Source organism: Lysinibacillus sp. NPDC096382 (assembly GCF_044762845.1).
In the GTDB taxonomy this organism is placed as follows: domain Bacteria; phylum Bacillota; class Bacilli; order Bacillales_A; family Planococcaceae; genus Lysinibacillus.
The window spans coordinates 72,524-98,528 of record NZ_JBIWFC010000013.1 but is presented as its reverse complement, the minus strand read 5'-3'; the positions used below and the strand labels follow the sequence as shown (position 1 = coordinate 98,528).

Annotated in this window: 22 protein-coding genes and 1 pseudogene; 7 read left to right on the top strand and 16 right to left on the bottom strand. The window is 34.2% G+C overall.

The annotated features are described in order from the left end of the window. Nucleotides 1-11 precede the first annotated feature (11 nt). The 3 genes from ACIQZA_RS17315 to ACIQZA_RS17305 all read right to left on the bottom strand — a co-directional run bounded on the left by ACIQZA_RS17315 (nt 12) and on the right by ACIQZA_RS17305 (nt 2,567). Nucleotides 12-707, bottom strand: coding sequence for an ABC transporter ATP-binding protein (locus ACIQZA_RS17315; protein WP_402884327.1), 696 nt, complete (start codon nt 705-707; stop codon nt 12-14). A 63-nt stretch (nt 708-770) separates the two neighbouring features. Further along, nucleotides 771-1,319, bottom strand: a complete 549-nt coding sequence (locus ACIQZA_RS17310) for a PadR family transcriptional regulator (RefSeq protein WP_402884325.1) — start codon at nt 1,317-1,319, stop codon at nt 771-773. A 402-nt stretch (nt 1,320-1,721) separates the two neighbouring features. Continuing rightward, complete coding sequence (locus tag ACIQZA_RS17305; RefSeq protein WP_400935017.1) at nt 1,722-2,567, bottom strand: MBL fold metallo-hydrolase; 846 nt, start codon at nt 2,565-2,567, stop codon at nt 1,722-1,724. Between the two features lie 486 nt (nt 2,568-3,053). Between ACIQZA_RS17305 and ACIQZA_RS17300 the strand changes: the two genes are divergently transcribed. Next, nucleotides 3,054-3,827: a DUF1266 domain-containing protein gene (locus ACIQZA_RS17300; RefSeq protein WP_400935014.1), complete on the top strand. Its 774-nt coding sequence runs from the start codon at nt 3,054-3,056 to the stop codon at nt 3,825-3,827. 74 nt (nt 3,828-3,901) lie between these two features. Here the strand turns inward: ACIQZA_RS17300 and ACIQZA_RS17295 are convergent, their stop codons facing one another. Continuing rightward, nucleotides 3,902-4,660 carry a class I SAM-dependent methyltransferase gene (locus ACIQZA_RS17295; protein ID WP_402884323.1) on the bottom strand — a complete coding sequence of 253 codons (759 nt, stop codon included), beginning with the start codon at nt 4,658-4,660 and terminating at the stop codon, nt 3,902-3,904. Between the two features lie 395 nt (nt 4,661-5,055). On the opposite strand from ACIQZA_RS17295, the gene ACIQZA_RS17290 reads away from it, so the two are divergent. The 3 genes from ACIQZA_RS17290 (at nt 5,056) to ACIQZA_RS17280 (ending at nt 7,428) form a co-directional block, all read left to right on the top strand. Continuing rightward, the gene (locus tag ACIQZA_RS17290; RefSeq protein ID WP_402884322.1) at nt 5,056-5,625 is read left to right on the top strand and encodes a GNAT family N-acetyltransferase; all 570 of its coding nucleotides are present in this window, start codon (nt 5,056-5,058) and stop codon (nt 5,623-5,625) included. A 100-nt stretch (nt 5,626-5,725) separates the two neighbouring features. Continuing rightward, on the top strand, nt 5,726-6,145 hold the full coding sequence (locus ACIQZA_RS17285; RefSeq protein WP_402884320.1) for a ribosomal maturation YjgA family protein: 420 nt from the start codon (nt 5,726-5,728) through the stop codon (nt 6,143-6,145). Nucleotides 6,146-6,822: 677 nt separating this feature from the next. Next, nucleotides 6,823-7,428 (top strand): hypothetical protein, encoded by a 606-nt coding sequence (locus tag ACIQZA_RS17280; RefSeq protein ID WP_402884319.1) that lies wholly within the window; start codon nt 6,823-6,825, stop codon nt 7,426-7,428. A 68-nt stretch (nt 7,429-7,496) separates the two neighbouring features. Here the strand turns inward: ACIQZA_RS17280 and ACIQZA_RS17275 are convergent, their stop codons facing one another. Together ACIQZA_RS17275 and ACIQZA_RS17270 are read right to left on the bottom strand one after the other, a co-directional pair. Next, nucleotides 7,497-7,874: a hypothetical protein gene (locus ACIQZA_RS17275; RefSeq protein WP_402884317.1), complete on the bottom strand. Its 378-nt coding sequence runs from the start codon at nt 7,872-7,874 to the stop codon at nt 7,497-7,499. A gap of 20 nt (nt 7,875-7,894) precedes the next feature. Continuing rightward, nucleotides 7,895-8,740, bottom strand: coding sequence for an alpha/beta fold hydrolase (locus ACIQZA_RS17270; protein ID WP_402884315.1), 846 nt, complete (start codon nt 8,738-8,740; stop codon nt 7,895-7,897). A 333-nt stretch (nt 8,741-9,073) separates the two neighbouring features. Between ACIQZA_RS17270 and ACIQZA_RS17265 the strand changes: the two genes are divergently transcribed. Then, a complete protein-coding gene (locus ACIQZA_RS17265; RefSeq protein ID WP_402884314.1) occupies nt 9,074-9,559 on the top strand; it encodes a tetratricopeptide repeat protein in 486 nt (161 codons plus the stop codon). A gap of 671 nt (nt 9,560-10,230) precedes the next feature. Here ACIQZA_RS17265 and ACIQZA_RS17260 read toward each other — a convergent pair. The 8 genes and pseudogenes from ACIQZA_RS17260 to ACIQZA_RS17225 all read right to left on the bottom strand — a co-directional run. Continuing rightward, nucleotides 10,231-11,250, bottom strand: a complete 1,020-nt coding sequence (locus ACIQZA_RS17260) for a DUF418 domain-containing protein (RefSeq protein WP_402884312.1) — start codon at nt 11,248-11,250, stop codon at nt 10,231-10,233. Between the two features lie 1,199 nt (nt 11,251-12,449). After that, nucleotides 12,450-13,385: a hypothetical protein gene (locus ACIQZA_RS17255; protein WP_402884311.1), complete on the bottom strand. Its 936-nt coding sequence runs from the start codon at nt 13,383-13,385 to the stop codon at nt 12,450-12,452. Nucleotides 13,386-13,635: 250 nt separating this feature from the next. Further along, nucleotides 13,636-14,670: a hypothetical protein gene (locus tag ACIQZA_RS17250; protein WP_402884309.1), complete on the bottom strand. Its 1,035-nt coding sequence runs from the start codon at nt 14,668-14,670 to the stop codon at nt 13,636-13,638. Between the two features lie 219 nt (nt 14,671-14,889). Next, a complete protein-coding gene (locus tag ACIQZA_RS17245; RefSeq protein ID WP_402884307.1) occupies nt 14,890-15,495 on the bottom strand; it encodes a GNAT family N-acetyltransferase in 606 nt (201 codons plus the stop codon). A gap of 59 nt (nt 15,496-15,554) precedes the next feature. Beyond that, the gene (locus ACIQZA_RS17240; protein ID WP_400935077.1) at nt 15,555-16,139 is read right to left on the bottom strand and encodes a TetR/AcrR family transcriptional regulator; all 585 of its coding nucleotides are present in this window, start codon (nt 16,137-16,139) and stop codon (nt 15,555-15,557) included. Nucleotides 16,140-16,460: 321 nt separating this feature from the next. Next, entirely contained in the window at nt 16,461-17,834 is a 1,374-nt protein-coding gene (locus ACIQZA_RS17235) for an alpha/beta hydrolase family protein (protein WP_400934983.1), read from the bottom strand. Between the two features lie 118 nt (nt 17,835-17,952). Next, nucleotides 17,953-19,182, bottom strand: a complete 1,230-nt coding sequence (locus ACIQZA_RS17230; RefSeq protein ID WP_403009930.1) for an aminopeptidase — start codon at nt 19,180-19,182, stop codon at nt 17,953-17,955. A gap of 989 nt (nt 19,183-20,171) precedes the next feature. Beyond that, nucleotides 20,172-20,584, bottom strand: a pseudogene (locus tag ACIQZA_RS17225) (transposase); the annotation flags it as partial. Between the two features lie 111 nt (nt 20,585-20,695). Here ACIQZA_RS17225 and ACIQZA_RS17220 point away from each other — a divergent pair. Next, the gene (locus ACIQZA_RS17220) at nt 20,696-20,917 is read left to right on the top strand and encodes a hypothetical protein (RefSeq protein ID WP_400934982.1); all 222 of its coding nucleotides are present in this window, start codon (nt 20,696-20,698) and stop codon (nt 20,915-20,917) included. A gap of 505 nt (nt 20,918-21,422) precedes the next feature. On the opposite strand, the gene ACIQZA_RS17215 is transcribed toward ACIQZA_RS17220, so the two are convergent. Beyond that, nucleotides 21,423-22,652: an aminopeptidase gene (locus ACIQZA_RS17215; protein WP_402884028.1), complete on the bottom strand. Its 1,230-nt coding sequence runs from the start codon at nt 22,650-22,652 to the stop codon at nt 21,423-21,425. A 612-nt stretch (nt 22,653-23,264) separates the two neighbouring features. Between ACIQZA_RS17215 and ACIQZA_RS17210 the strand changes: the two genes are divergently transcribed. Then, the gene (locus ACIQZA_RS17210) at nt 23,265-23,495 is read left to right on the top strand and encodes an ArsR family transcriptional regulator (protein ID WP_400934976.1); all 231 of its coding nucleotides are present in this window, start codon (nt 23,265-23,267) and stop codon (nt 23,493-23,495) included. A gap of 189 nt (nt 23,496-23,684) precedes the next feature. Here ACIQZA_RS17210 and ACIQZA_RS17205 read toward each other — a convergent pair whose 3' ends face one another. Continuing rightward, nucleotides 23,685-24,845 carry a cytochrome P450 gene (locus ACIQZA_RS17205; RefSeq protein ID WP_402884027.1) on the bottom strand — a complete coding sequence of 387 codons (1,161 nt, stop codon included), beginning with the start codon at nt 24,843-24,845 and terminating at the stop codon, nt 23,685-23,687. Nucleotides 24,846-26,005: the final 1,160 nt, after the last annotated feature.

Below are 26,005 nucleotides of genomic sequence, written 5' to 3'. Positions count from 1 at the left end.
CCTCTCGCTCCTCACTTCGTTAATTCAAAAAATAATTCTTCCAAATTTTGCGTTTGATAGTGCTCCATTAAACCATTTGGTGAGCCATTCGCCATTATTTTCCCGCGATGCATAATTAACACTCTGTCAGCAACATTCATTACTTCCAACATATCGTGGGAAGAAAATAACACAGTAACCCGACTATCTTTTAAGCGTTTAATGATCTGTTGAATTTCTCTTTGACCTCTAGGATCCAATCCAGCAGAAGGTTCATCCAAAATTACTAGTTTGGGATTATGCAAAGTTGTCACGATAATTGCTAGACGTTTTTGCTGTCCTAATGACAATTTAATAGCAGGCGTTTTTTTAACATGTAATAAATCAAAAGTGGCGAGTTTTTCATCAATTTCACTTTTTGTCAGCGAAATTCCATAGAATGCCCCAAATAATTTCATATTATCCTCTACAGAATAGCCTTCGAAAAAAGGCGTTGATTGAAGCTGCGTACCTATTTCCTTTTTGTAGTCGGTTGTCCAGTATTCAATCGTTCCACTGTCTTGAGGAATAATTCCAAGAAGCATACCAATCGTTGTAGTTTTCCCAGCACCATTTGTGCCCACTAAAGCTACTATCTCACCTTCTATAATGTCAACGGTTATATGATCAACGACACAGTTAGCCTTATAATTTTTCGTTAATTGGCTAACATGAATGAGCTTCTTCATATTTTCTCCCCTTAATTAACATTGTATATTCAACGTTGAATATATGGTTATTTTTTAACTCCCTCATTCGAGAGAGTCACTTTTATTCATAATTTCAATAGCTTGATGTACAAATTTTGATTGTACTTGAACAATTTCAAGCATATTATCAAATGCTAGTTGTGTTAATGCTGGTAGTTTTCCTTGCATAGCAATTAATTTTGCCTCATAACCAGCATTGATCGCCTTTTCTTCTTGTTCCAAAATTCTTTTTTGTTTTTCTAATGCATCCACCGCTTTAGCTTTTGGCAGTTTAAATGCAAAGGACACACCAGAATATAAAGTTGTAGGATAAACTACAGAGGATTTTTCAAGAGCCTCGATAATTAATTCTTGCTCATGTGCCCTGCCCTTTTCAGTAATTTGATAAATTGCTTTTTGTCGAAGACCTGTGGATTCAATACTAGCCACCTCTATATAACCATCTTTTTCAAGCTTCTTTAAAGCATTATAGATCGAGCCGATTAGCACACCACCCCATCGTTCAGCGTCACTTAATTCAAGCATTACTTTAATATCATAGCCAGTCATTGGTTTTAGCCCTAACATAGCAAGAACTAATAGCCTTGTCATAATAATCACCTTTTTATATTCAACGTTGAATAAATTGACTATAACGATTCTGCATTTTTTTGTCAATAGGCTTTTTATTTATTATTGAAATGTTGTAATAAACAAAATATATTACAATAAAGTATCTTATGATAAAATATATGATATTGCGCCATCAAGGGGCATGAACCAATTTAGCTGTAGCAAGTTTATATTTGCTACAGCCTTTTTTATTTTTATTAATGATAGATATATTCAATATAGAACATAAAAAATGGAATGCACTCAAGCATGACTGATAAAGATATCATCAGTCATGAAAATAACATTAAGGTGAACAAGGAAAATACGACAATTTAATCAGAAATTTAGTATAAGCCTCACTTCAATTGTTAGACACAACTATCAATAGGAAGTGCTATGTTAATTCAAGAATTTGCTGTGATTAGGTAAAGCAATCTGCTCAAATTCTGTCGCTAACTTATGCAAATTTCTAGTAAGCTCTTCCCCCTTCATCGGTAATCCATGTCCTGTAATAGCAACTGAAGGTTTTAATGCTTCTAATTTTTTTACGGAATCCCAAGCCGCCTGCCAATCCGTCGTGAAATATCGTGGCGGTCCGCTAATTTCCTTTTTTTGTAGCAATACTTTGTAGAGCGCTTCTTGTTTAACTGTAACAAATGCATCTCCAACAATTAACGCTCGGTCCTCTTCACGAAATAAAGATATATGCCCTGGCGTATGACCCGGCGTATGAATCCAACGAAAACCATCCATATATGGAATACTCCCATCTGACGGAAGCGCCTCAACGTTGTTTCCTAGGTTTATAGCTTCATTCGGGAAAATTGATGATACTTTCGCTATTAAGCCACCATTGACAACAGGATCAGGTTCAGGATAATTTTTCATACCAGTTAAATAAGGTAATTCTAATGTGTGAGTATAAACCGGCATACCCCAATGTTCAATTAGATCAATTATCGCCCCAACATGATCAAAGTGCCCGTGCGTTAAAATTAATGCTTTAGGTTTACTATTTGATCCAAATCTCTCCTCGGCTATTGAAATAATTTCCTTTGCACTTTTTGGCATGCCTGCATCAACTAATACGAACTCTTTCTTATGAGGTTCACCGTAGAGTACGATATTAACAATTTGAATCGTATGTTGGTATAAATCAGGCAATACTTCTACACCATCTCCACTCCAAATTGATGTTGCTGGAATATATTTATAGTCGCTACCATAATTCATATCTTTATGCATGGAAAACCCTTCTTTCTTCATCGAAATATAAACAATCATATTTTTCCTTTATACAGTAAAAATAAAGCAAGAAAAAAATGGATTATCACCCTTAGCGACTTTCTTATCTAAAATCTAGTAGTGATATTAATCGATCCAGTTCATTTCAATGGATTTTCTTTCACATACATTTCCATCTTCACTTGATAGTGATGTCATTATTTTCACCTCTTCATGAATCAAAATTTCAAATGAACAATCTTCAACATTATGAAACGTTCAGAGCCAACTTCCGCTCCATGTCTCTTTTCTTTAATTCCTTTCTATCACTCATACAAAAGCTTCTACGCCAATCAATCAATGCATCCTTACAATCGATGTTAAGTAATTAAATAGTCGCATTGTATATCATTTACTCAAGATGTATAATTTTACTATAATTTTCGGAAGTGAGTGATTCTAAATTAAACTGTGCCGAATTAAAAATATGGAGAGGAATGTGATGTTTTGAAGATTTTTCTAATTATTGTAGGGATTGTAGTTTTAATTTTCGTGGCTATGTCTATAGCGGTCAATGTATTTAATAAAAAGAATAAAAAACAACGAACAGAACTGGAGTTGGCTAACCGTTTACCAAAAGAGAAACAGCATTTGCTTGCCTACGGCGCCACCCTCGCTCTTTATCGACTTGAGTCGCCACGGACATTGCAGGTGATGGAAAATCCTGAAATTTTGAAAGATGGCCTTTCTGCTGCCTGGGAGGTTAATAATACAGAGGAGGCTGTACAAACTCTGGAATGGCTCCTATCGGAAGGACACCGTACGAAGTTTAATGAGCTGCTTCTAGCATTGAAAGCGGGTCAGTCTTTTACAGAGGAAGAGGTGGGGAAATCGCAGGAATGCTACGAATCAGCCCAAGAAGGGATGATGAAAAGGCTTTCCTTTACGAAATCCGATTTTGACCAGGTAAACACTATTGCTGCATGGGATTTTGAGCGAGCTATAAATATTGCAAGATGGAGCTACATAGTTGGTTATTTAACCGAAGAGCAGGCATGGAACTATATAGAGAGAGCTGCTGACGCCGCCAGCCCTATCTTCCAATCCTGGAATGAATATTTTATTTCATTTGCATTTGGTCGAGCCATTGCTTACGAAGGTAAAATTAACGATATCATTTGGAAAGGAAAAGAACTGCTGGATGATAAAGACTCGATTTGGAATGAATTTAACATTAAGCGATCAACGGTACAGGAATCTGTAGCATTGGACAAGATATGAGAAAAAAGAATTGATTAAATCTAAAAACCTGCTAGATATTAGCTACTTTCTGAGCTCATATCTAGCAGGTATATTTATTTACGAACAGCTTCAAATGTAATTAATGAATGCTCTTTTGAAGGCTTCTTGTTATAAACATATTCAGCCGAGCAAGTAATATTAGAAAAACCTATGTTTGTTAATATAAGCTTGAATTCTTCTATTCCGCACCATCTTAATGGAAATCTTTGTAACTCTGAATCAATTAATTTACCATTTCGCCATTTTTCATATTTTAAAATGGTTAGCGTATATTGCTCGATCCAGTTCATTTCAACGGCTTTTCTTTCTATTGCAATTCCTTCCTCTTGCGAAATTTCATAGTAGGATGAAGTAATTTCCCCTGTTTGCCAGTCTGTAGGTAAAAGCATGTCTACAATTAGGCGTCCTCCAAGGATCAAATGATTATACATACATAATAATGCATCCATCGCATCTTTTGAATTCTCGATTAAACAGAACGAACCTGTCGGCATAACAATCGCTTCATATTTTGAGTCTAATGAAAAATTGCTTAAGTTACCTTCATATAAATTTGGCTTGAACCCTCTTTCAATGCAGTGTTTTCGGCATAAATCTAACATTTCAGGTGAGTAGTCAATTCCCTCAACATCGTATCCATTTTCAAGTAAAGGGATTAAGAAGCGTCCAGAGCCAGCTCCCGCTTCAAGTACTCTTCCCTTAGTTCCTTTTAAGCGTTCAAGATAATATTCAATATCCCCACCAATAGAATATCCAACTGGTTTTGTCAAATCATAAAGTTCTGTACATAAAGGTCCGTAATTACTATACATTTCAATTCCTCCGATTTCGTGCAGAAGAATCTATTATTTTTACTTCTTCCACACCTTATATTGGTTTGTTGGAAAAATAGAGCTGACTATCATCATAAATCACTCACTTTCTGTATAATATAGTAAAATTATACATAATAAAAGAATGCCTTTCAATATGTTTTTATTTCAATAATCACCATAGTGTGTGGTCGATTAAGTTCTGACTAGGTGCATTGTTGCTGCCGCTTCGCTTTCGCACTGATAAAACATTAAAAGGCATCGTTTTATCATCCCACCATTTAGATGCTTAGATTGATTTATTTAAAGACCTCCTTCTAAAAAGAGATTGGTTTCCAATCATTTCTACAATATAATGTACGAAAAAAACGTAAAAAAAATAAGGAGAGTATGCTATGAATATCGAAAAAGTGTTTGCAGAGTTCCCATTATTAAGCTCCGAAAATATTGTGCTAAAGAAAATTGAAGATACACATTTACCAGATTTATTTGCAATCTATGATAATGAAAAAGTCTTTGAATATTGTGGGATAATCTCGAAGCATAATATCCAAACAGTACGTAAAATGATTGGACACTTTGACAGAGATTATCAAAAGAAAACGAGAGTTAAATGGGGCATTTTTCAAAAGTCACATAACGATCAATTAGTGGGTATTATAGAAGCAATGGATTTTAATCAAAAAGTGAATATGGTTACGATTGGTACCTTTTTAGCAGAGAACTATTGGGGTAAGGGCCTTGCGACAGATGCGGTTAAAATAATTGTCAATTTTTTATTTGAGGAAGTTATAAATCGCATACAGGCTGAGGTTTTGCCATTAAATGAGGCATCTAAAAAGGTGCTCCTGAAAAATGGATTTTCACAAGAAGGACTTATAAGACAAGCTGCATTATGGTCTGGTAAAGGAGTTGTAGATTTAGAAATATACGGATTACTTAAAGAAGAGTACACGGTGAACTAAATAATTTTGTAATTTTTGGTAAAAGGTATGTGCACATCAATCTTTCGGACATCAAATATGAGATTATGAATTAATATTAACAACCGAAAGAGTGATTCTATTGACTAATGAGCATAAATCTAGCAACTTACACTACTTTAATATACGAATAGCTTATTTGATAGCTGTTGTGATCACCATCTTTTTAGGTCTAGCATCTAGAAAATGGAGTCTTCTACTTCCGTCATTGGTAGCACAGAACGCAGGGGACATGCTTTGGGCTATGATGGTCTATTTCGGATTTCGATTGTTGCTAGTGCGTAAGAGTACCCTAACAGCCATTTGGCTCAGTTTTTTGTTTAGCTTCGGCATAGAATTTAGCCAGTTGTATCAGGAAGACTGGATTAATCAGATTCGTGGGACAACGCTCGGTGCTTTGATACTTGGCAAAGGTTTTCTTGTTGAGGATTTGCTTCGATATTCAGTAGGGATTATAATAGCTGCTGTAATAGATAAGATGGCACTTAAGATGACTCTTTGAAGTTAAATAACAATTAGATGGAAAATCGCTAGAAAATTATATTAATTCTCTAGCGATTTTATTTTTAGGTTATAAAGCTATACTATTGTTTAGCATTACCCGCATATTCTTATTCAAAAAAGCCTTCTCTTCTGAGGGGTAGAGAAGGCCTTTTTTGAAAAGTAATTCGTGTAGCTCAAATGGTCTTTAGGAGCAGGTTAATAAACATAAAAAACACCTCACTTTGATTTAATTTTTTTCTTTAATAAAAGAAAACCCCCATCTTAGGTAAAGTCAAATAAACCGTTAGCTCGGCCTTTAACAATAACTAAGATGGGGTTTTCCCTCTAGTTTCTTTAATTCATCCATTGTCAATCAATCAGCAAATAATTTTAATAATTTTGTTTGAATCGTTATAATTCAGTTATCCAAATGTCAATAAGCTCTCTTAATTCATTCGTTTCAATCTTACACCAACTTCCTTTACCATCTTCTTTGATATCAGTTCTAGTTCAGGAGAAAATTCAATAAGTAGTTTCCCCCTCCCCTTTAGTTCTATTACTTCAAATTTATGTTCATACTTCATTTTATTATCCTCTGGGTATGCTGAAATAATTTTATTTTAAAATAAGGTTATTACTCATATCTCTAATACTCTTTACTACATATGATAAAGGAAAAAGGAGAAAATCATTTGTATGGATAATTATGAATGTAACGATAAGTCATCATTTAGATCATGCGATAAATTCGGGCCGATTGTGGTTAAAGAAGCCAACTGTATAAACCCTTCTTCTCCTACTGATAGCACAATAATTGCGTTCTCAACCGGAATTTCATTATCACATATAGAATCTGTAGTTGGACTTGCTAGTAGCCTAGGATTCGGTACTGCTAATATCGTTTCTATTACAGATAATACAATTAACTTAAATGGAACCACAAGTGAAGCCTTCACAGTACCTTGTGAAGGTAACATTACAGCTATCTCAGCGTCGTTTTCTCCATTAAGATCATTACCTTTAGTAGAAGGATCTGTTACAATCCGGGCTCAAATTTTTCAGGCACCTGCCGGAAGTAATATTTTCACTGGTACAAATGCATTTATTGATTTAACTCCCGCTTTAACATTACCTGTTATAACTTTAGGACAAATAATTTATGCAGCAGGTAATATTCCACCTTTATCTATATCAGTAGGTGATTGTTTATTAATGGTATTTTATATTCCATCAACAACAATACACCTTCCAGTTAATATAATAGGTAGTGCAAGTGCAGGCATTAATATAGTAACAAAATAATAATTTCTACATTACCACCACTTTAGTTATTTCAAATTGTTGTTCTAGTATGAATTATTTTAGTGTTATTACTCCGCTACTTTTACAACTGCTAATGTAAAGTAAGATAGATCCCAAAGCTTTATTGATAGTAACTGAATAAATAGAGGACTATAATGTTTTAGTTTACTCTTACCGTAATCAGCTTGTTTAGTATAGATTATTTGTAGAATAATTAGACTAGGCCACAACAAAACTATATCTACACAAAACAGTCTACTGATACCTTTATCTCCAAACAAGAAGAACGGTAGGAGCATCCAAAAGCCAAGAGAAAAGTACATATAGCTATAATTTGCTTCCTCTCTATTTTCTTTAGTCAAATAATACGTAGCTTTATATTGGCTAAATGGATTTAATGCCAATTTTTTTATATCTGCAGCATCTTCAGTGCATTCTTTCTTCAATCTTTATTACTAAGCCAATTCTATTCATTAAGCCATTTGATTAATTCTCTATCAAAAATATCCGGTTGTTCAAACATTGGGTTATGGCCACTTTTTTCAAAAATGACCTTCTGAACATTTTCATTTGAATAATCAATGACATCCCAGAGCGAAACAGGAGCGACTAAATAATCATATCTCCCTAACCCTACAAAAATAGGCTTATCTAAGTGAGCCATAGATTGGATTAGATTTTGTTCAGCAAAAGCTACACCCCAAAGGTAATCAATAACTTCCATATTTGTATAGACGCCATCCCACATATAAGCAGCATCGAACGTATAATCATAAAAGCTATGCGCCCCCATGCGAATACACATATGCACAAATCGTCTTTCAGGATCATTGTGAATATCCTTCTCTAAAAAAGCAATATCATGCTCGAATTGCTTTGTACGCTCAGCACTAGCAGTCTCATTAAAAAATGAAAAACTTTGCTGCTGCCTCTCTTGACTGTTTGTCGGTGCTGAATTTAATAAAATGACCTTCTGAACATACTGAGGATATTTTTCGGCATATGCCAAAGCCATAAATGCGTGCCCAGAATGTCCTAAAATGATGAATTCCTCAAGCTTTAGCCATTGTCTTGCTGTTTCGATATCCTCAACAATTTTCTCTAAAGTATAATCTTCTTTCTTTAAAGAACGTGGAGGCTTCGCGAAACCTCTATGATCTAAGAAGATAAATTGAAAATGTTTAGATAAATTTTCCGAGAACAAGCGCGGATAATATACACTGCTACCCACTACCAATATCGGCTTACCTTGTCCCTTCACACAATATTTTAAATCAAATCCTTCACTAAAGATGCTTTGATAATTATTCATTATAATCGTCCTCTTTTCTTTTTATATAGAAGAGCTTCACATTGTACTCTTCGTTCTATCACTCCCTTTCTTTTTAACATTCCCGTGTTTTCTCCATAGAACGATCAAGCATTCTTATTCACCCCATTATTATTTTATTAATTGAAAAACGAGCGTTGAGCCACTTCGTTGTTGTCGATTTCCTACAGATACTTACTTTATATTTATCTATTTAATATGCCTGATAATATAGAAAAGTGAAATTTTTAAAACTTGAACCAAGTATACAATATGAATTCAAAAGTTTAAAATTATTAAATATTAGAAAAAATAGAAAGATAGAGGATGCAAAAAATGGATAAGCGAGTACAACATATCATTACATTAAGAGAGAATGCTCGATTGGAAGAAGCAAATCAATTAATGGTTGCTTTAGTTAAAGAAGAGCCTGAAAATGGATACTACCAATTTCAATGTGCATGGACATATGATTCATTAGGAAAAGAACAAGAGGCTGTCCCTCACTATGAAAAAGCGATTCAATTAGGACTTAAACCCGAATTTTTAGTAGATGCTTATTTAGGATTAGGCAGTACCTATCGTGCATTAGGGCAATATGAACAGTCAAAACGTATTCTAGAACAGGCCCTAAGTGAGTTTCCAGAAGCCGAACATTTAAAGGTTTTCTATGCGATGACACTTTATAATCTTAGCGAGCATTCAAAGGCTATGGAAACTTTATTAAACACAGTAATTCAAACTACTAATCATAAAGGGATAAAACAATATAGCAAGGCCATTAAATTTTACAGCGATAAGCTAGATCAAACTTGGGAATAACACGATAAAAGATCAGGCTCCTATTTGAACCTGATCTTTTCATATTATTACATAGACCTAAAACCCCGTTAAAGTAAATTACTTTGAGTACTCGATAAATTCAGGATTCTACTTGATAAGATAGTGTAAAAGAAGGTTTTCATTGAAACGACTTATATAATCCAAGTTATTTAAGTGTGAACATTTCAATTTGAAAAACCCCGTGGCAAAATAAGAACACACATTCCCTCTCTCTTAATTTTCTTAACGGGAATATTTTGTTATGATAATAAATTGGGTGCGAGAATATATGTTGTAATTATAATATATAATGTCGGATAATCTGTTGGTTTATACAGCGATGAAAAACAAATTAGTCAGCGATTGATTGAAGTGAAGACCGAGCTACTTCTTTTGGCTTAACATCATAGATGATACTCTAGAGCGAGTAAAGAGACGAAGTCTTATCGACAGCCCCCAGGACAGCGCTCAATCGAAATGAAAATCAGCCCTAGTTCTTGTTTTAAGGTAAAATTATTGATCAAAACATGCTCTTTTTTGAATGTGATAGATAACTTCTTAAAGCTTGTTTATTTTTGAAATCCTTTTCGCACAAAATTCCCCCCGTTAGCTGTAGCAGTTGGCCTATCTCCTTAGAATGCATTTTACTTCTAAATAAAGTGATTAAACATTTAAACACTTTCTAAATTGTTTCTAACAGATTTCTTCCTATTGGGAATTTTACTCCAATATGTAAAATATCTTAATAACCATTCAACTGGTCCCATTTTAAAATACTTTAACCAAACAATACTAAAAGTAATTAAAATAGCGTGGATTATAAAACACACAATTAATGAATTAATAGGTATAAAACCAATTATGATACTATACACAATTAGTAAAAGACTTTGTGCAAGATAATTTGTTAAAGACATTTGTCCATAGAACTTTAATGGTGTTAATATCACTTTTGCCTTGTCCCATTGTAAAATAATAAGAAAACTGCTAGCAATGATAGAAGCTACCGTATAACTTTCTAATATTTCAGGTACCACCGGATGAATCTCTAACTTCTTTACATAAAATAAAGATGCATAAATACAAATATTAACGATTAAAAAAATCGAAATATACTTTAATTTTCCATAGACATTTTCAAAAAATTTAAATTGTCCCATCGTATAGCCTAGCATCACCAGTGCAAACCATTGACTTATGTAGGATAGGGTGTATAGCCATACTTTAAAATCATCATAATACGGCGGTTGACAAAAAGCTGTAACTATAGATACGGCTATTATTGTAACCGTTACTATTAAGTTGGTCCACTTATTTCTTTTAAAAAATATTACAATAAACAGGCCAAGTACAGCATAAATCGTTAATACATCATTAATTCCTGGCGGTGCATAAAATGTATGGATAAGTCCTAATACAAATAAAAAACAGATTCTACGTAAAAACAAAGAGTATCTATTATTTACTTTTTGATTGGATCGATTCATAAAAAGATAGCACCCAGATCCAAATAAAAAGAATAAAATAGGGTAAAATTTTCTGTTAAATATTGAATATAGTGCGCCGTGTAACTCGCTATCAGAAAAAAAACCTAACATTTGGTAACCATTTACAATGAGTATTCCCAGCAAAGCAAATCCTCGTAAGTAATCCATAATATCTATTCGTGTATACGAATTTAGTTTATTCATTTCAATTCTCCTAATATAATTATATTTATAGTATTAAAAATCCCCAAAAATTAATTGTGTGCTTCACATACAACCTTCGCAATTTTCATTTAACCGATAGTATTGAGGCTTCCATCTCCCCATTAAATCAATAAGTACTAATTTAATTAACTCACGCTTTTCCATTTTTCCTCCTTAGGAACTTAATAAAAGTTCAATATCCATTTGATTTTTTGGATTTTCTTAATATCTGGCTAATTTTTTTGTAATCTGCAAGTATCTCTGTTAAATCTGTAGATGATAAATCATAATTAGATTTGATTTCTTATTTAAACCATAACTACAAAATATAGTAATCAACATTCCTCCCATACCAATAAGGTTTGCTATTAGAAAACTCATTGGTTTTATTATTACCTTAAGGATATATTTTTTCTTTGTTCAAATGAATAACTGTCCCCTTACAATTGGAAATATAATCTTACTAAATTGTAACGATAGGAAAAGCTACATCTCGAATAAAACTATGGAAATTATTTGAATATCGATAATAGAATCCACTTAATCTTTATATAATTTTTCTCATGCAATCTTGGATCTCTTCTAAAACTAAAACGGAAAGGCATTAGTATTACTACTTCAAGAAATTGTATTATATCCAATAGCTGTTACTTTCATGAAAAAAGGCAGTAGTAACAAGGATCTGTACCTTGTTACTACTGCCTTTCTGTTATGTAGAATCAAAATATATAAACATGTAGAAAACTTTGTATAATTTTGCACCGGTCTACTATAACCTTAAAAACTGATGCTATTGCTTCCCAATTTATTTATTCCAAGCTAACATCTGCTACACGGTACTGCTCTTACATACACACTCGTACTACATAATAACTCTTCATGCTGTACATATGTTAGATTATCATAACGCTTCCAGATGTTGCAAAATTCCAACTTTATCATACAATATCCATTACTGAAATCGCGCTAGGCATTTAAATCATTTTCCCTGCATGTAATGATCTTTTACAAATTGTCCTCTCTTATAGGCAATTCCTAACAACTTGAAAAGAGCCTGTGTCGATTCAACACAGGCGCTTAACGTGACTAAAAAAGTTTTAATACAAAACATCCGTTTGGCGATTCTATCTAAACCAAATGTCTTCATTACCATACCCATAACTAAAACAGATAATCCTATGAAGGAACCATACTATTCGTTAATGGTAAAAAGTTGTGGTCATTTCAAGTGCTTTAAGTGGCTCTTTGATTGAATCAAGCGTATAGACAAGTTTTTCGTCCTGCCAAACAATCAAACTCCCTGATTTATAAACATCTAAGCGTGCAAAACCGTTTTGTTTTGGAATTGGTAGCATATGTGTTTCTAGAAATTGGGTTGCCTGTTTTGCAAGCTTCACACCTGCTTCTGGATTGTCTGTTCGTGTATGTGTTTCAATTGCCCATCTACCCTCATTCCAACCAGTCCATAAAGAACCAGCTCCTGCATCCTGATAACCTTTAATGTTATAGCCAAGATCAACCTCTTGACCACCATTTAGACTAAAGTTCACAAAAGCAATTTGCTCATTTGCTTCTTTAGCATTCTGATATTGCTTTACTACTAGTCTTGCAATTACAGTAGCTGTCTTTGAATTTTTAAGCTTCGGATCATTGATTGGCAAATACTTTTTACTTTCAAAAAATAGTATTTCAACTTGGTTAGCTTCCGCCTTCGTTGTTGCAGTTAAAAATGTACCATCTGATATCGGAAGCCCTTTTGGTAAAGTTATAGATAAATTAGTTTTAAGCTGGCTCTTAATATTTTTTAGTACACCAGCCTGTGTAAGAGATGCTTCTGTGTTTCTCTTATTTGTTTTGGACGGTTCCTGATTTTCGTTTGATTGATGCTCTTCTTGTGACTTGTTTGGTTCGTTAGATTCTTGCTCCTTTTGCGGCTTGCTCGGCACGTTAGATTCTTGTTCCTCTAGTGGCTTGTTTGGCACGTTAGATTCTTGTTCCTCTAGTGGCTTGTTTGGCACGTTAGATTCTTGTTCCTCTTGTGACTTGTTCGGCACATTAGGTGTTTCTTCTTTATCAGAGCATGCACTTATTATACTGAAACTTAAAAGTATAGGGATAAAAAGTACTTTTTTCATGGCATTTGCCCCCTAATTTCTTGTCATTATTCAACTGAAACTTTTTATTATTTGAGTTCATTGATTTCTTTCGTCAAATCATTAAACTTTTGACTGGCGTAGCATATCCCTATTCTTTGCCGTATCAAGTATCTCTTGTCTTTAAGATTAAACGAAGAACAGCTTTGTCTTCAAGTGAACAACTTGTTACACCTCTAATGGAATTAGAGTTCTTTAATGTGAAAGATCCCTCGTTTATGCTCAGGTTTTTCTATTCTTTCACTTCTTTTAGGGTCACTTTAATACGAGGATAATAAATACTCGTAACACCTTCAAAAGCGGAATCCGTGCCAATTAATAACCATAATTCTCCATTATTATTGGTTTCAACCATAAAAGGGCGTTGGTTATTATTAAAATGTTTTACCTCATACTTCTCACTATCTATTGTCGTTTTTTGCAAGTCCCCAATAATAAATGCATCTTTACCTTCTACTCCTTGGTTCCCTTTATCAATATTCATTAAATAAAATCCTGTTTCATCCATAACCGGGATCGGTTCCGTATTGGTTGCACCAATTTTCACAAATACACTTTTACCAGGAGATCCACCTACACCTATTTCATCTTTAGCATTTGTGGCTATATCGAAATCAAATGTCACACTATATTTTGTATTCGGTTTTAGCCGATCATTTGTATCCAATCTCTTCTTAACAAACATAAATAAATCGTCACTTCCATTATATCCACTTAAGTATAGACCTTTTCGTTTATTGTTTATCTCTTTAGGTAGTTCCTTAAGGGAGAATTGGAGCTTATAACGAACTTTATCTTTATGTGGATAGTCAGAAAATTCACCAATCCATCCACTTCTATCCTTGCTAAAAGTTGATTCAACAATGATATCATCGTAATTTGTTACTATCTGGTCTACATCTATAAGTGTGACAAACGATGTTTTATTTAACAATAAAATCTGTTCTGTGGTTAAATCTCCAGCAAAACCACTAATAACGGTATCATAAGTATATCTTCTTGGAAATTCGCCAATTTCCTTTTCAAGTTTCGCATAGTCTTCTTTGTTGAATGTTTTATTAAAACTAACAATTACTGAGAATACATCCGATGGCGAAGCTCCCTCAATCTTTCGAGTTAGTTCTTCTGTTATTTTATATGGGAGAATGTTTACATCTTGTACATTACTGTCTGCTGCTAGTGCCGGTTTAGTCATATTTAATCCTGAAACTGCTCCGCAAAATACTAACGTTGTTGCCACTATTAATGGAATTTTTTTATTAATCATATATTGACCTCCTAAAATTAGATTCAGTTAATAGACGAGAATATGATTGGATTTTTTTCAAAAATTCTAATCCGAGAGTATCAAACTCTGCCATAAATTTTTTTGAACTAGTAGGATGCACTTCTATTAAACCCTGCTTATTTGCGGTTAAAACTCACTTAATTATCTTTAATCAAATGGGTAATACAGCACAACTCTTTTTTGTAAACATTTGTAAGTTTATAAATTTTTAACCATTTTGTACAACGATAACTTTGGTTTATTGATTTCACCTGTAATCTGGTAGCCTATCCTCTGATACAATTTAATGGCAAGATGGTTCTCTTTCTTTACCGTCAGAGAGCATTTGGCAAAGCCTTGCAGGCGGGCCTGTTCCTCAGCAAACTCAAGCAGCCTGGTACCTACTCCTAGTCCCCGGCTTTCGGGCAATAATGCAATTGTTCCGATGTGAAACTCGTCATCTTCTCCCTCCTTCATGGTGATCATAGAATAAAACATTTTAATATTCAGAATGTTATAAATAACAAGGCCCAGCTTTCGGAATGAAAGCAACTGTTTAAAAGTTGGCCATGGAAGACGATTTAAAACGGGTATGGGATAGCAAGTAATCATCCCTAAAGTTTGCCCGTCCATTTGAGCTTCATAAGCGTATTGATGACTAAAACGATTGTTCTCCTGCCGCCATAGGGTACTAAATGTTCCTTCAACTTTGTTCTTCTCCTCTGATCCTGCAAGTGGAAACGCCATATATTCCAATGCCATTACATTTAGCTTGGCGCCGACCATGGATCGATGATCAGCCTTTACAATAGTGAATTGATTCATTCCCTAGTCTCCTTTTCTCTTTCTATATTATTGATGTTAATTATCATGTATTTATCAGTTCAATCCCCTCTGAACTCGTCCTTAGCTTTGAAACCATGATAAAACGTATTTAAAAAAAGCTCTGTAGCCGATTTTTTAGGCACATTACCTTCATGTACCTGTTCCCATGTATGGAAAAGCAGGGCATAAAGCGTATTCAAAATCCATTCGCTGCTAACCGTTTGCTGAAAGTAACCTCTTTGTTGTAACAGCTCAATAACGCGTCGTATGGGTTCCCTTACCTTCACTTCGGCTTCACCTAATTCTTTGTTGTTGAATACAGATGCATCATGACCTAGAAAATAGATTTTGTCACCTAAGGGGATTAACGCTTCAATGAGTTCCGGGATATAGTTTTCGCTGCTTTCCTCATCCAGTGGAATTTGGTTTACGGTATCACTTACCAGTTGTATAGCCCGATGGCCCAAGAACAGCATCAATTTCTCTCTGCTTTCGACGTAGCGATGAAGTGTAGCAATGCCAATTCCCGCATATTCCGCAATTTCATTCATCGAAGCAGTAGGATTTTCAACAAGCAATATAGTAGCCGAATCAAGAATTGCATTAAATCTCGCTTCCTTCAACGCTGATAATTCTTTCTTCATCATCAATCTCTCCCTTTTTCTGTATAAAGTCGTCATTTTTTGATAGATAAACATATCATTTGAAATTAGCATAAATCATTTAAAACAAAGTGTCCAGCAGTTGAATGTAGCTTTTCAAAAAGAATTATACTACTGAAACGGATAGTACTTTGAATGTTCTATTTTTAGCATTTCATTGTTTAAATGACGATGAAGAAATTAAATCAATAGAGAAAATGAATGACATTACTTGGTTTTTTAAGCAATTTCTCACGATGAGCTCCGATTGTACTTCATTTATTTGCAGAATATTTTTTTAATATAGTTGGTTTCTGCATAAGGTTATCGGTTTACTTTAAAATTCACTTCCGGGTATTTTGTCTTCAGCCTTTTAAGGATTGAGCCGTCATCTTTCTGTTTTACATACTGGTCAAAAAATGCCAGGCTGAATTCGTTGATAATGCGATGAACTTCCTTTGGTTTTTCCCCTGGGCTCTGCAACAGAGGGGAGAACAAATGTAAATCAGTGAAGCTTGTATGATCCGTATGAGGAATGACCATTGACATACCACCGCCAGCTAACCCACGTTCATATCGTTCCCTCACTATATAGGGATCTGCTTCATCAGGCTCCTCTGCACTCATGAGCAGAAATGGTTTTCCAATCCCACTTTCAGGTAAAGTTTCCCCATACAATGTGCCATCCATATCGATGGCTGCTTTGACACGAGAATCTTTTGCAAGTATTTGTGCTGCGGTAGCTCCACCGTAAGAGTGCCCAAACATCCCAATTCGCGAGGTATCGAGCCTTCCTGTAAAGAAGCCAGTCTCATCGTTTTGGTTAAGTTTCTCGATTTGATTAAGCACAAAGGTAACATCTTCCTCCCATAATTTTATGTGTCTATCTCCTTCGTCATCTGTTAAATTGACGGGCTGTACGTAAGCAGTTCGACCATCTGGAAAGACGGTAGCTGCAGCATCAAAGGTATGATCGATACTTAGAACAATATATCCTTGACTAGCCAACTCCTCAACTTGAAACATGTTTTGATTACGAAAACCATTAAAACCATGAGAGAAAAGTAATATCGGATAATGATTCTCTGAGTCTGAGAGTTGTAAATCCATAAACGAATGAGATTTCACCAAATCCATGTGGCTGAATGCAAATGCAGGAATAGACAATGTTTTTTCCAATCCCTTGGAGAGCTCATTTATGTTACGAATATAAGGTTCTCGATCCCCCTTGCTTTTTTCATCTGCAGGATACCAAATTTGCACCATCAGTTCGCGTCGATCGGTTGGATTTTTCGAATAGGGTTCATTTCTCTCATGATCAACCCAATGATATAGCTTCGTACCGACCCTATGTGGGCCAGTTGGTTCTTCTAATGAAAATACTGGCATAAATAAGGGTAGCGCAACTGCTACAGACAAATAGATGCATAACAACAAAGTCTTAACTATGAATATACCCCAGCTGCTAAAGCGCTTTTTATGCCCAGCTAATAAATAGCATAAAATCAAGATAACTGGGGATACATAAGCCGGAATCATTTGCCATCTAAAACCTTCTACCAATAGTTGAACTGTAACCATTACAACGGCAACCAAAGTAGCTAATTTAGACCACTTTTTCGTTTCCCTGCCTACTAACAGTATCCAACTCAATAGACTAAAATTTACAACTATCAATACAACTTCCCAGAAATTCATTGGCCTATCTCCTTTGAATGCATTTTACTACTAATAAAAGAGGTAGTTTTCAGTCTGAGCAAAAGCATATGCTTAGTAATCGTTTCATCTGCTCTACTCCTTTCTTCCTATCAAAAACTTAAAATGCCCAGCTACCTTTACGGAAAATTGGCTCTACAGTTCCATCTGGTAAAATACCGTCGATGTCCATCTCACTGCTGCCAATCATAAAGTCCTCATGTGTTACTGAAATATTGGCACCTAACGCTTCAAGCTGATCGTTTTCTAAATCTCTTCCACCTTCTAAGCAAGTTGGATAAGCTTTACCAATCGCTAAATGGTTCGATGCATTTTCATCAAACAATGTATTAAAATATAAAATCCCCGATGCTGAAATTGGCGATTCATGTGGTACAAGTGCTACCTCACCTAAATAGCACGAGCCTTCATCCACATTCAGAAGCTCCTGTAATAAATCGTGCCCTATCTGTGCTTCGGCTTTAACAATTTTTCCTTCTTCAAATGTCAGTTTAAAGCCGTCGATAATATTCCCTTGATATACTAATGGTTTTGTATTGCTTACATAGCCATTTACACCTTGTTTCATCGGTAATGTATATACCTCTTCTGTCGGCATATTAGCCATAAAGATCGTATCATCTGACGTTTTACCACCTCCAGTAATCCATTTATGCTGTGGCGCTAATGCAATTGTTAAATCAGTACCTGGCGTTGTATAGTGAAGCTTCGCATATTTTTTATTGTTTAGTAGGTCCGCGCGAGATTCTAAATTTGTTACATGTTCACGCCATTTTTCAACAGCATTACCTTCACCGATATGAACAGTTTTAAAAATAGCCTCCCATAATGCAGGTACTTGTTCCTCAGCTGCTAAGTTTGGGAACACCTTCGATGCCCACTTTGGTGAGGGAACTGCTACCATCGACCAAGCGATTAAATCCTTCATTACTGCGTTGCGATTGTTTATCAGAGCAGCTCCTGATACCTTTTGATAGGTAGCTAGACGATCTGTTGGAATACCTGTTAATTTATCAGGGTCTGCAGCATCAATCCACAATAGTGCTCCTTTACGTTCGATTACCTCATCACGCATTTTGACTATCCACTCTGGGAAACGATTAAATTCTTCATCTGAGGCATGCTCAAAGTAAGCACGATCCATTTCCACATCCGAAAAATTAACATGAACACGTCCTGCCCCAGCCTTATAAGCCTCTTTCACAACTAAACGGGCGAAATCCAATGCATCCACAGATGTATTGACTAATAAGTATTGCCCTGGTTGAATATTGACACCGACTTTTACCAAAAGTTCTGCATATGCTTGTAATTTTTCTTCAAACGTCATATTATTTACCTCGCTTCTGTCCAATTGTTTTTTATCATCCGCTCGCTTGTCTTCATACCATACTTTCTGTACAGGTTTCTCAGAAATTTCTCTTGACCACTTTTCATACGCTTTTTCTTCACGATATGACAAAAAAAAATGGGGTTTTTTATCACTCATATATTTACCTCCTAAACTTTGATTCCGTTAATAAGTTTTTCTTCATCGTTCACTCCTTTCTTTGTATAAAGTCGAAATTTTTGATAGATAAATATATCATTTGATATAAGAATAAATCATTTTAAATGAATTATCAAGCTATTAAAACTCATTTTTTTCAAAAGTTTGGTAAAAACTGTGTAAATCTAGGTTCTACAGTCAATAATAAAAATCCATTTTCACAAGAGATTAATCAAAATGGATTCTTTCTTTTTGAATGAACATCAATTAAATGAGTCCTGTTCAACTAACCACCGTTAGTTGAACAAAATTCCTTACCCCACTTTGGTGAAGGAACTACTACCATCGAACAAGCGATTAAAGCCTGATAAGCCTCACTCACAACTAAATGTGCGAAATCCAATGCATCCACAGATGTCTTGATTAATAACTCCTTGGTTATATATTTACACCAATTTTTACCGAAAGTTGTGCATAACCTTGTAATTTTTCTTATAACGTCATAAGTATTTACCTCGCTTCTGTCATTGTTTTTATTAATACCTTAAAGATATATATTTGCTTTGTTTAAATGAATAACTGTTCCCTTACAATTTGAAATATTATCTTACTAAGTTGTAACGATAATAGAATCCACTCAACCTAATTATTTCTCAGCAACTCTTAGATTTCTTCTAAAAACTAAAGCAGCTAATAGATTGTCAATAAAAATCTTTTAAATTAAAAAACACTTCATGCTATACTAAAAAGCGCAACTCAAATAACCCTCCGAATTCAATTCGGAAGGTTTTTGTTGTATTAAAAAATACTGTAACTACATGGTTTCTTGGAAATGGTGTTTTCGTTTTTAAAATCGCATAAATCCATTGTAAAAGCTTATTTGCACAAGCAGTAATAGCTATTTTATATGGCTTTTCTTCCTCACGTTTTAGATCGCAGGAGGCTCGTAATCGCTTATTTCGTGCGATAGTTTCAGGTGTTGTTTTCTTTTTCCGACTATCTCGAATAGAACAACGAACAGCTGTATAAAGCATATGGCAAAGCCTGGGTAGCCGCATTTGGTAATGTGATTTTTTGTGCCTTTAAAGCGACCTGATTCAAACATACTGGGATCTAGTCCTGCAAAGGCTACTAACTTTTTCGGATGATTAAACCGATCAATTTCTCCGATTTCTGAAATAATTGTGGCAGCGATTTTTTCACCAATACCGGGAATTGATTGGAGTAATTCATATTCTTCAAGTCCACAGTATAGCGGTTATCAGTGGTATATTACTGGCCATTCACTAGGTGGTTACTTAGCTGCTAAAACTTATTTAGATATTTGATCAGTTAATTGGTTAAACAGTACTACATGGAAAATGGTGTATATGATATCCATAGTGACAAAATGGTCTATTTTGGATTTAAAGGGGCTGTACCATCAAGCATTCCAACTTACAAAACAATAAACTATTCTCCAAATGGTAGTATATCAGGAGATTTAGTAGGCTATTACATTTATTCGTTGACTCATAAAAAAGCAGTTACTGACAATCATGGAATTCCTGCTTTAACACCCTATGTAAGTAATTAAAAGTTCATTGTATTCAATTTTAAAAGCAAGTGTACATTCAGTATACTTGCTTTTTATTTTTTTCAATAAAATAACACAAAGCAGAAAATGTTCAAACTTTTCTATAAAAAATTTATACTAATTCATACGAGGAGAATCCATTTTGATCAATCTTTTTTCAAAATAGATTCTTTTTATACATCGTAAAATGCCGGTTTGTGAGGTGTTTTTGATCAAACTTTATTTTAAAGCTACAGTTTCAGATATTGCTTCCTTATTTAGCAAAAAAAGCTCTTCAAATATCTCAATTGACCGATCATCCCCAATCTCATGGCGATTAAATCACTGTAGCCTGTATCAATCTGTAGATATGGTGTTTAACCAGCCGCCAAGGAATCTCCAATTGATAGGTAATTTTCATTTTGAGTAAAAGCAGATGAAACAATGAAAACATCGTGAGTATTGATCTCCTAATTAAACTTAGGTATCGTTTCATCTGCCCCACTCATTTCTTCCTATAAAAAGCTTAAAATGCCCAGTTACCTTTACGGAAAATTGGCTCCACAGTTCCATCTGGTAAGATACCGTCAATGTTCATCTCACCGTTGCCAATCATAAAGTCCTCATGTGTTACTGAATTATTTGCACCTAACGCTTCAAGCTGATCGTTTTCTAAATCTCTTCCACCTTCTAAGCAAGTTGGATATGCTTTACCAATTGCTAAATGGTTCGATGCATTTTCATCAAACAATGTTTTAAAATATAAAATCCCCGATGCTGAAATTGGTGATTCATGTGGTACAAGTGCTACTTCACCTAAATAGCATGAGCCCTCATCCACATTAATAAGCTCCTGTAATAAATCATGTCCTACCTGTGCTTCAGCTTTAACAATTTTTCCTTCTTCAAATGTCAGTTTAAAGCCATCGATAATATTCCCTTGATAAACCAATGGTTTTGTATTGCTTACATAGCCATTTACACCTTGTTTCATCGGTAACGTATAAACCTCTTCTGTCGGCATATTAGCAATAAAGATCGAATCATCTGGCGTTTTACCACCAACAGTAATCCATTTATGTTGTGGCACTAATGCAATTGTTAAATCAGTACCTGGCGCTGTATAGTGAAGCTTCGCATATTTTTTATTGGTCAAAAGGAGCGCACGAGACTCTAAATTTGTTACATGTTCACGCCAGTTATCAACAGCATTGCCTTCACCGATATGAACTGTTTTAAATATAGCATCCCATAATGCCGGTACTTGTTCCTCAGCTGCTAAGCTTGGGAACACCTTCGATGCCCACTTTGGTGAAGGAACGGCTACAATCGACCAAGCGAATAAACTTTTCATAACGGCGTTGCGATAGTTTTTTAGAGCAGCTCCTGAAACCTTTTGATAGGTAGCTAGACGATTTGTTGGAATACCTGTTAATTTATCAGGGTCTGCAGCATCAATCCACAATAGTGCTCCTTTACGTTCGATTACCTCATCACGCATTTTGACTATCCATTCTGGGAAACGATTAAATTCTTCATCTGAGGCATGCTCAAAGTAAGCCAGATCCATTTCATCATCTGAAAAGTTAACATGAACACGTCCTGCCCCAGCCTTATAAGCCTCTTTCACAACTAAACGGGCGAAGTCCAATGCATCCACTGATGTATTGACTAATAAGTATTGCCCAGGTTGAATATTTACACCAACTTTTACCGCAAGTTCTGCATATGCTTGTAATTTTTCTTCAAAAGTCATATTATTTTTACCTCGCTTCTGTTCAATAGTTTTTGAATTGTCCTCCACTGCTTACCTATATGCCATACTTTTTGTACAGGTTTTCCAGAGATTTTATACGTATATTCATTACGATATGATAATAACGTTGTGGCTAAATCTTTTTGTAAACTGGAAAAACTAAATATCGGATTAAACTATGAAAATTATATTATTTGAATAGCGATAAATATGGTTTTACCCAATTCAACTGCATAACTTCATCATTTCGTTGCATGATACCACTCGATGCTTTAATTAAATTACTATAGCCCTCATAATCCTTAGCATAAAGTAATATAAGTAAAACTATTATTAATACTAAAAGCTACATTAACTCTTAATGCATAATCGGCTTTAATTCGTGTTTCTTAAAGATAGGCACATACTAAGTTAAACGGTATAAATTCGTATCGTACTGGCCACAGCACAATTAGAAACCTGGTTTTCCTTTAGGAATGCTACTAAATGCTCCATTCTTATTGTACTTTTTAAAATGTCCGCTTCAAAAATCCCTCAATAAAGCACTTTGTTCTAATTCCTTCTCTTCACTTTCGTCGCTCCATACTTTTAGTATTTTTAAAGAAAGAATGTTTGGAGATACTTCAGTTTCTTTCAAGGGATAAATATAAGTTTAAGGATATTTTAAATTATATAGGCGGAGCTAAAGGGAATCTCCATCATCACCTTATGATATTGCAATCAGCAAACCTTATACACGTACATCTGTCTAGTAATAATCAATTTTATCTTAGTACACGTACAGAATTTACGATTGAATTAAAGGAGGAAATGGTAGATTTTATTCAAAATGCTAATGCCTAGTATTGTTTGTGAAACCAAGTCCTAAATATTTAAGAATAATAGAATAAACAAAAGCCGATAATCCCTTAACGTACAGGAAATCGGCTTTTTCTATGCGAAAAATTGCTTAGCGTACAAAATTTGCGTTTTGTTGTTGGTACCCCTACTATCACGACTTTTTATAAATTATCCATTTAGTGCATAAGAGAATTAATTAAATGAAACAGGTAATACATCTATACACCGTACAGTAGCCGTATTACGTCGCTTAGGTTCCGATACCAGTTGTAAACGTCTAGGCGATTCGAGTAAACATACTATTAATTGTTGAATTGCTAGTTTACCAAACAAAGTCCCTACACAAGAATGCGGACCCCAACCGAAACCAAGATTTGGTTTTGCAGATCGATTTAGAATAATTCTATCTGGGTCGGGATATACTTCAGGATCTCTATTAGCAGCAGCAAGTAAAGTTAAAACAATTTCACCAGGTTTAATGATAGTTTCCCCAATTTTAGTTTCCTCAACTGCAAAACGACTTGTTCCTGTTGCTGGTCCATCATATCTAATTAATTCATCAACTCCAGAGTCAAGTAACTCTTGATTTTTAAATTGATCAAGAATATCTGGGTGTTCTAACAGTACAAGTAGAGCATTACCAAAAGATGCATATAACGTACCAAAGCTTGCCGTAAACATTGTGCCTGTAGTGTTACGCACATAATGTTCTGGTATATTAGCTTTCTGACTATTTTTTCTTATATAAGATAGAATTCCAGGCTGTTCTTCTGCTGCCAACCATTCTTCAACAAGTTCGTTGAGTTTTTTTCTTGCTGAATTACCGAGTTCTGCATTCTCTGGTACTAATCCGGAGTCCATCTGATAAGCAATAGCATTAGATATTTCTACAATAGATTCTAAGTCTGGTTCTTCTATGCCTAGCAAAATACACGTTAAACTTAATGAAAGCGGAGCTGAAACTTCTTTCATAAAATCAAATTCTTTATTAGAATCTTGTTTTTTGTAAATGTCCTCAATTAAATCATGAACTCTACGTCTAATACTTTCAATATCCTGAGAATTAAAAGCTTTTATCATTAGATTACGTAATGGCATATTAGCAGGCGGATCTAAAGTTTGAAGGTTATTTTTTATATCAGGAATATCAACACCAATACGTCGCAAATCCCTAGCAAACAATTCGTGATTACGAAGAACTTCTCTACAATCTTCATATCTGGTTAGAACCCAAGATTTCATACCTTCATGCCAAAAAACGGGGGAATTTTCACGAAGTTGATGGTAAATCGGGTATGGGTTATTTAATGTTTCCGAATCCAAAGGATTATACTGTAATTCTGTTTTTGTCATAGCAATTCCTCCTACATCTTTTTATGGTAATATCAGTAAATTATTTATAATGTAAGTGTAACTTATGCATACAAAAAATGGAAGTATATTTTCCGAATTGATATTATTTTAAGAATTATTCCATATTATATCTAAAAATTTGTAAAGATCATTTTCGAAATTATATACTTCTTCAAATTGGGTATTTTTAAATCTAGCATATAAAGGAATAACAATTGAATTTTTTATTTAAAAATGAATCGTAATCTCTAAAGCTCTAAAAGCATTTATCACGTTATCACCTGTTTTAACATTATAAAAAGACAGGGAATACGCCCTGTCTTTTTGTAATCATAATTGTTAGCATGTACACCCGTAATAATTAATAAGGTGAACTACATTTTTCTTTACTAAGTATTAATAATTCCATTGCATATAAATTACCTCCTTTCAATGTATCTTTTAAACTGCTTTTTGTTTTAATAAGTTGAATTACATTCTTCCTTACTAAATATTAATAATTCCATTGCATATAAATTACCTCCTTTCAATGTATTTTTTAAGCTGCTTTTTGTTTTAATAAGATGAAATACATTCTTCCTTACTAAATATTAATAATTCCATTGCATATGAATTACCTCCTTTCAATGTATTTTTTAAGCTACCTTTTGGTTTAATAAGTTGAATTACATTTTCTTTACTGTATTAATAATTCCATTGCATGTAAATCACCTCCTTTCAGTGTATTTTTAGGCTGATTTTTGGTTTATTATTTAATAATCCTATATTCAAGATGTGATTTATCACTGTTACTTCACCTTTGGCTATAAATATCACGCAAATTGGAATATTTACACAAAAATCCTTTTTGTCTATTGTTTGTTTAAAAGATTGGAAACTAATAAATTTCGAAAAGCTACTATCAAAAAGTTAAAAAGAAGAAATTCATAATCTAACACCCTATTAATTCTTTATTTTCTATAATATTACATATTACACAATTCTTTTGAAATCCCTTCTATTTTTTGGAATATTTTTTTTATTTAGTCTTTAATTGTTATAGAGGTTTTAAGACAATTAGATTGTAGTATTGAATTGCAGGACTGAATAAATAAAAAAACTAATTAATGGTTTGCGAATTTAAAATGCAGGAAGGTTGATTTCATTAGTATTTACTGTCC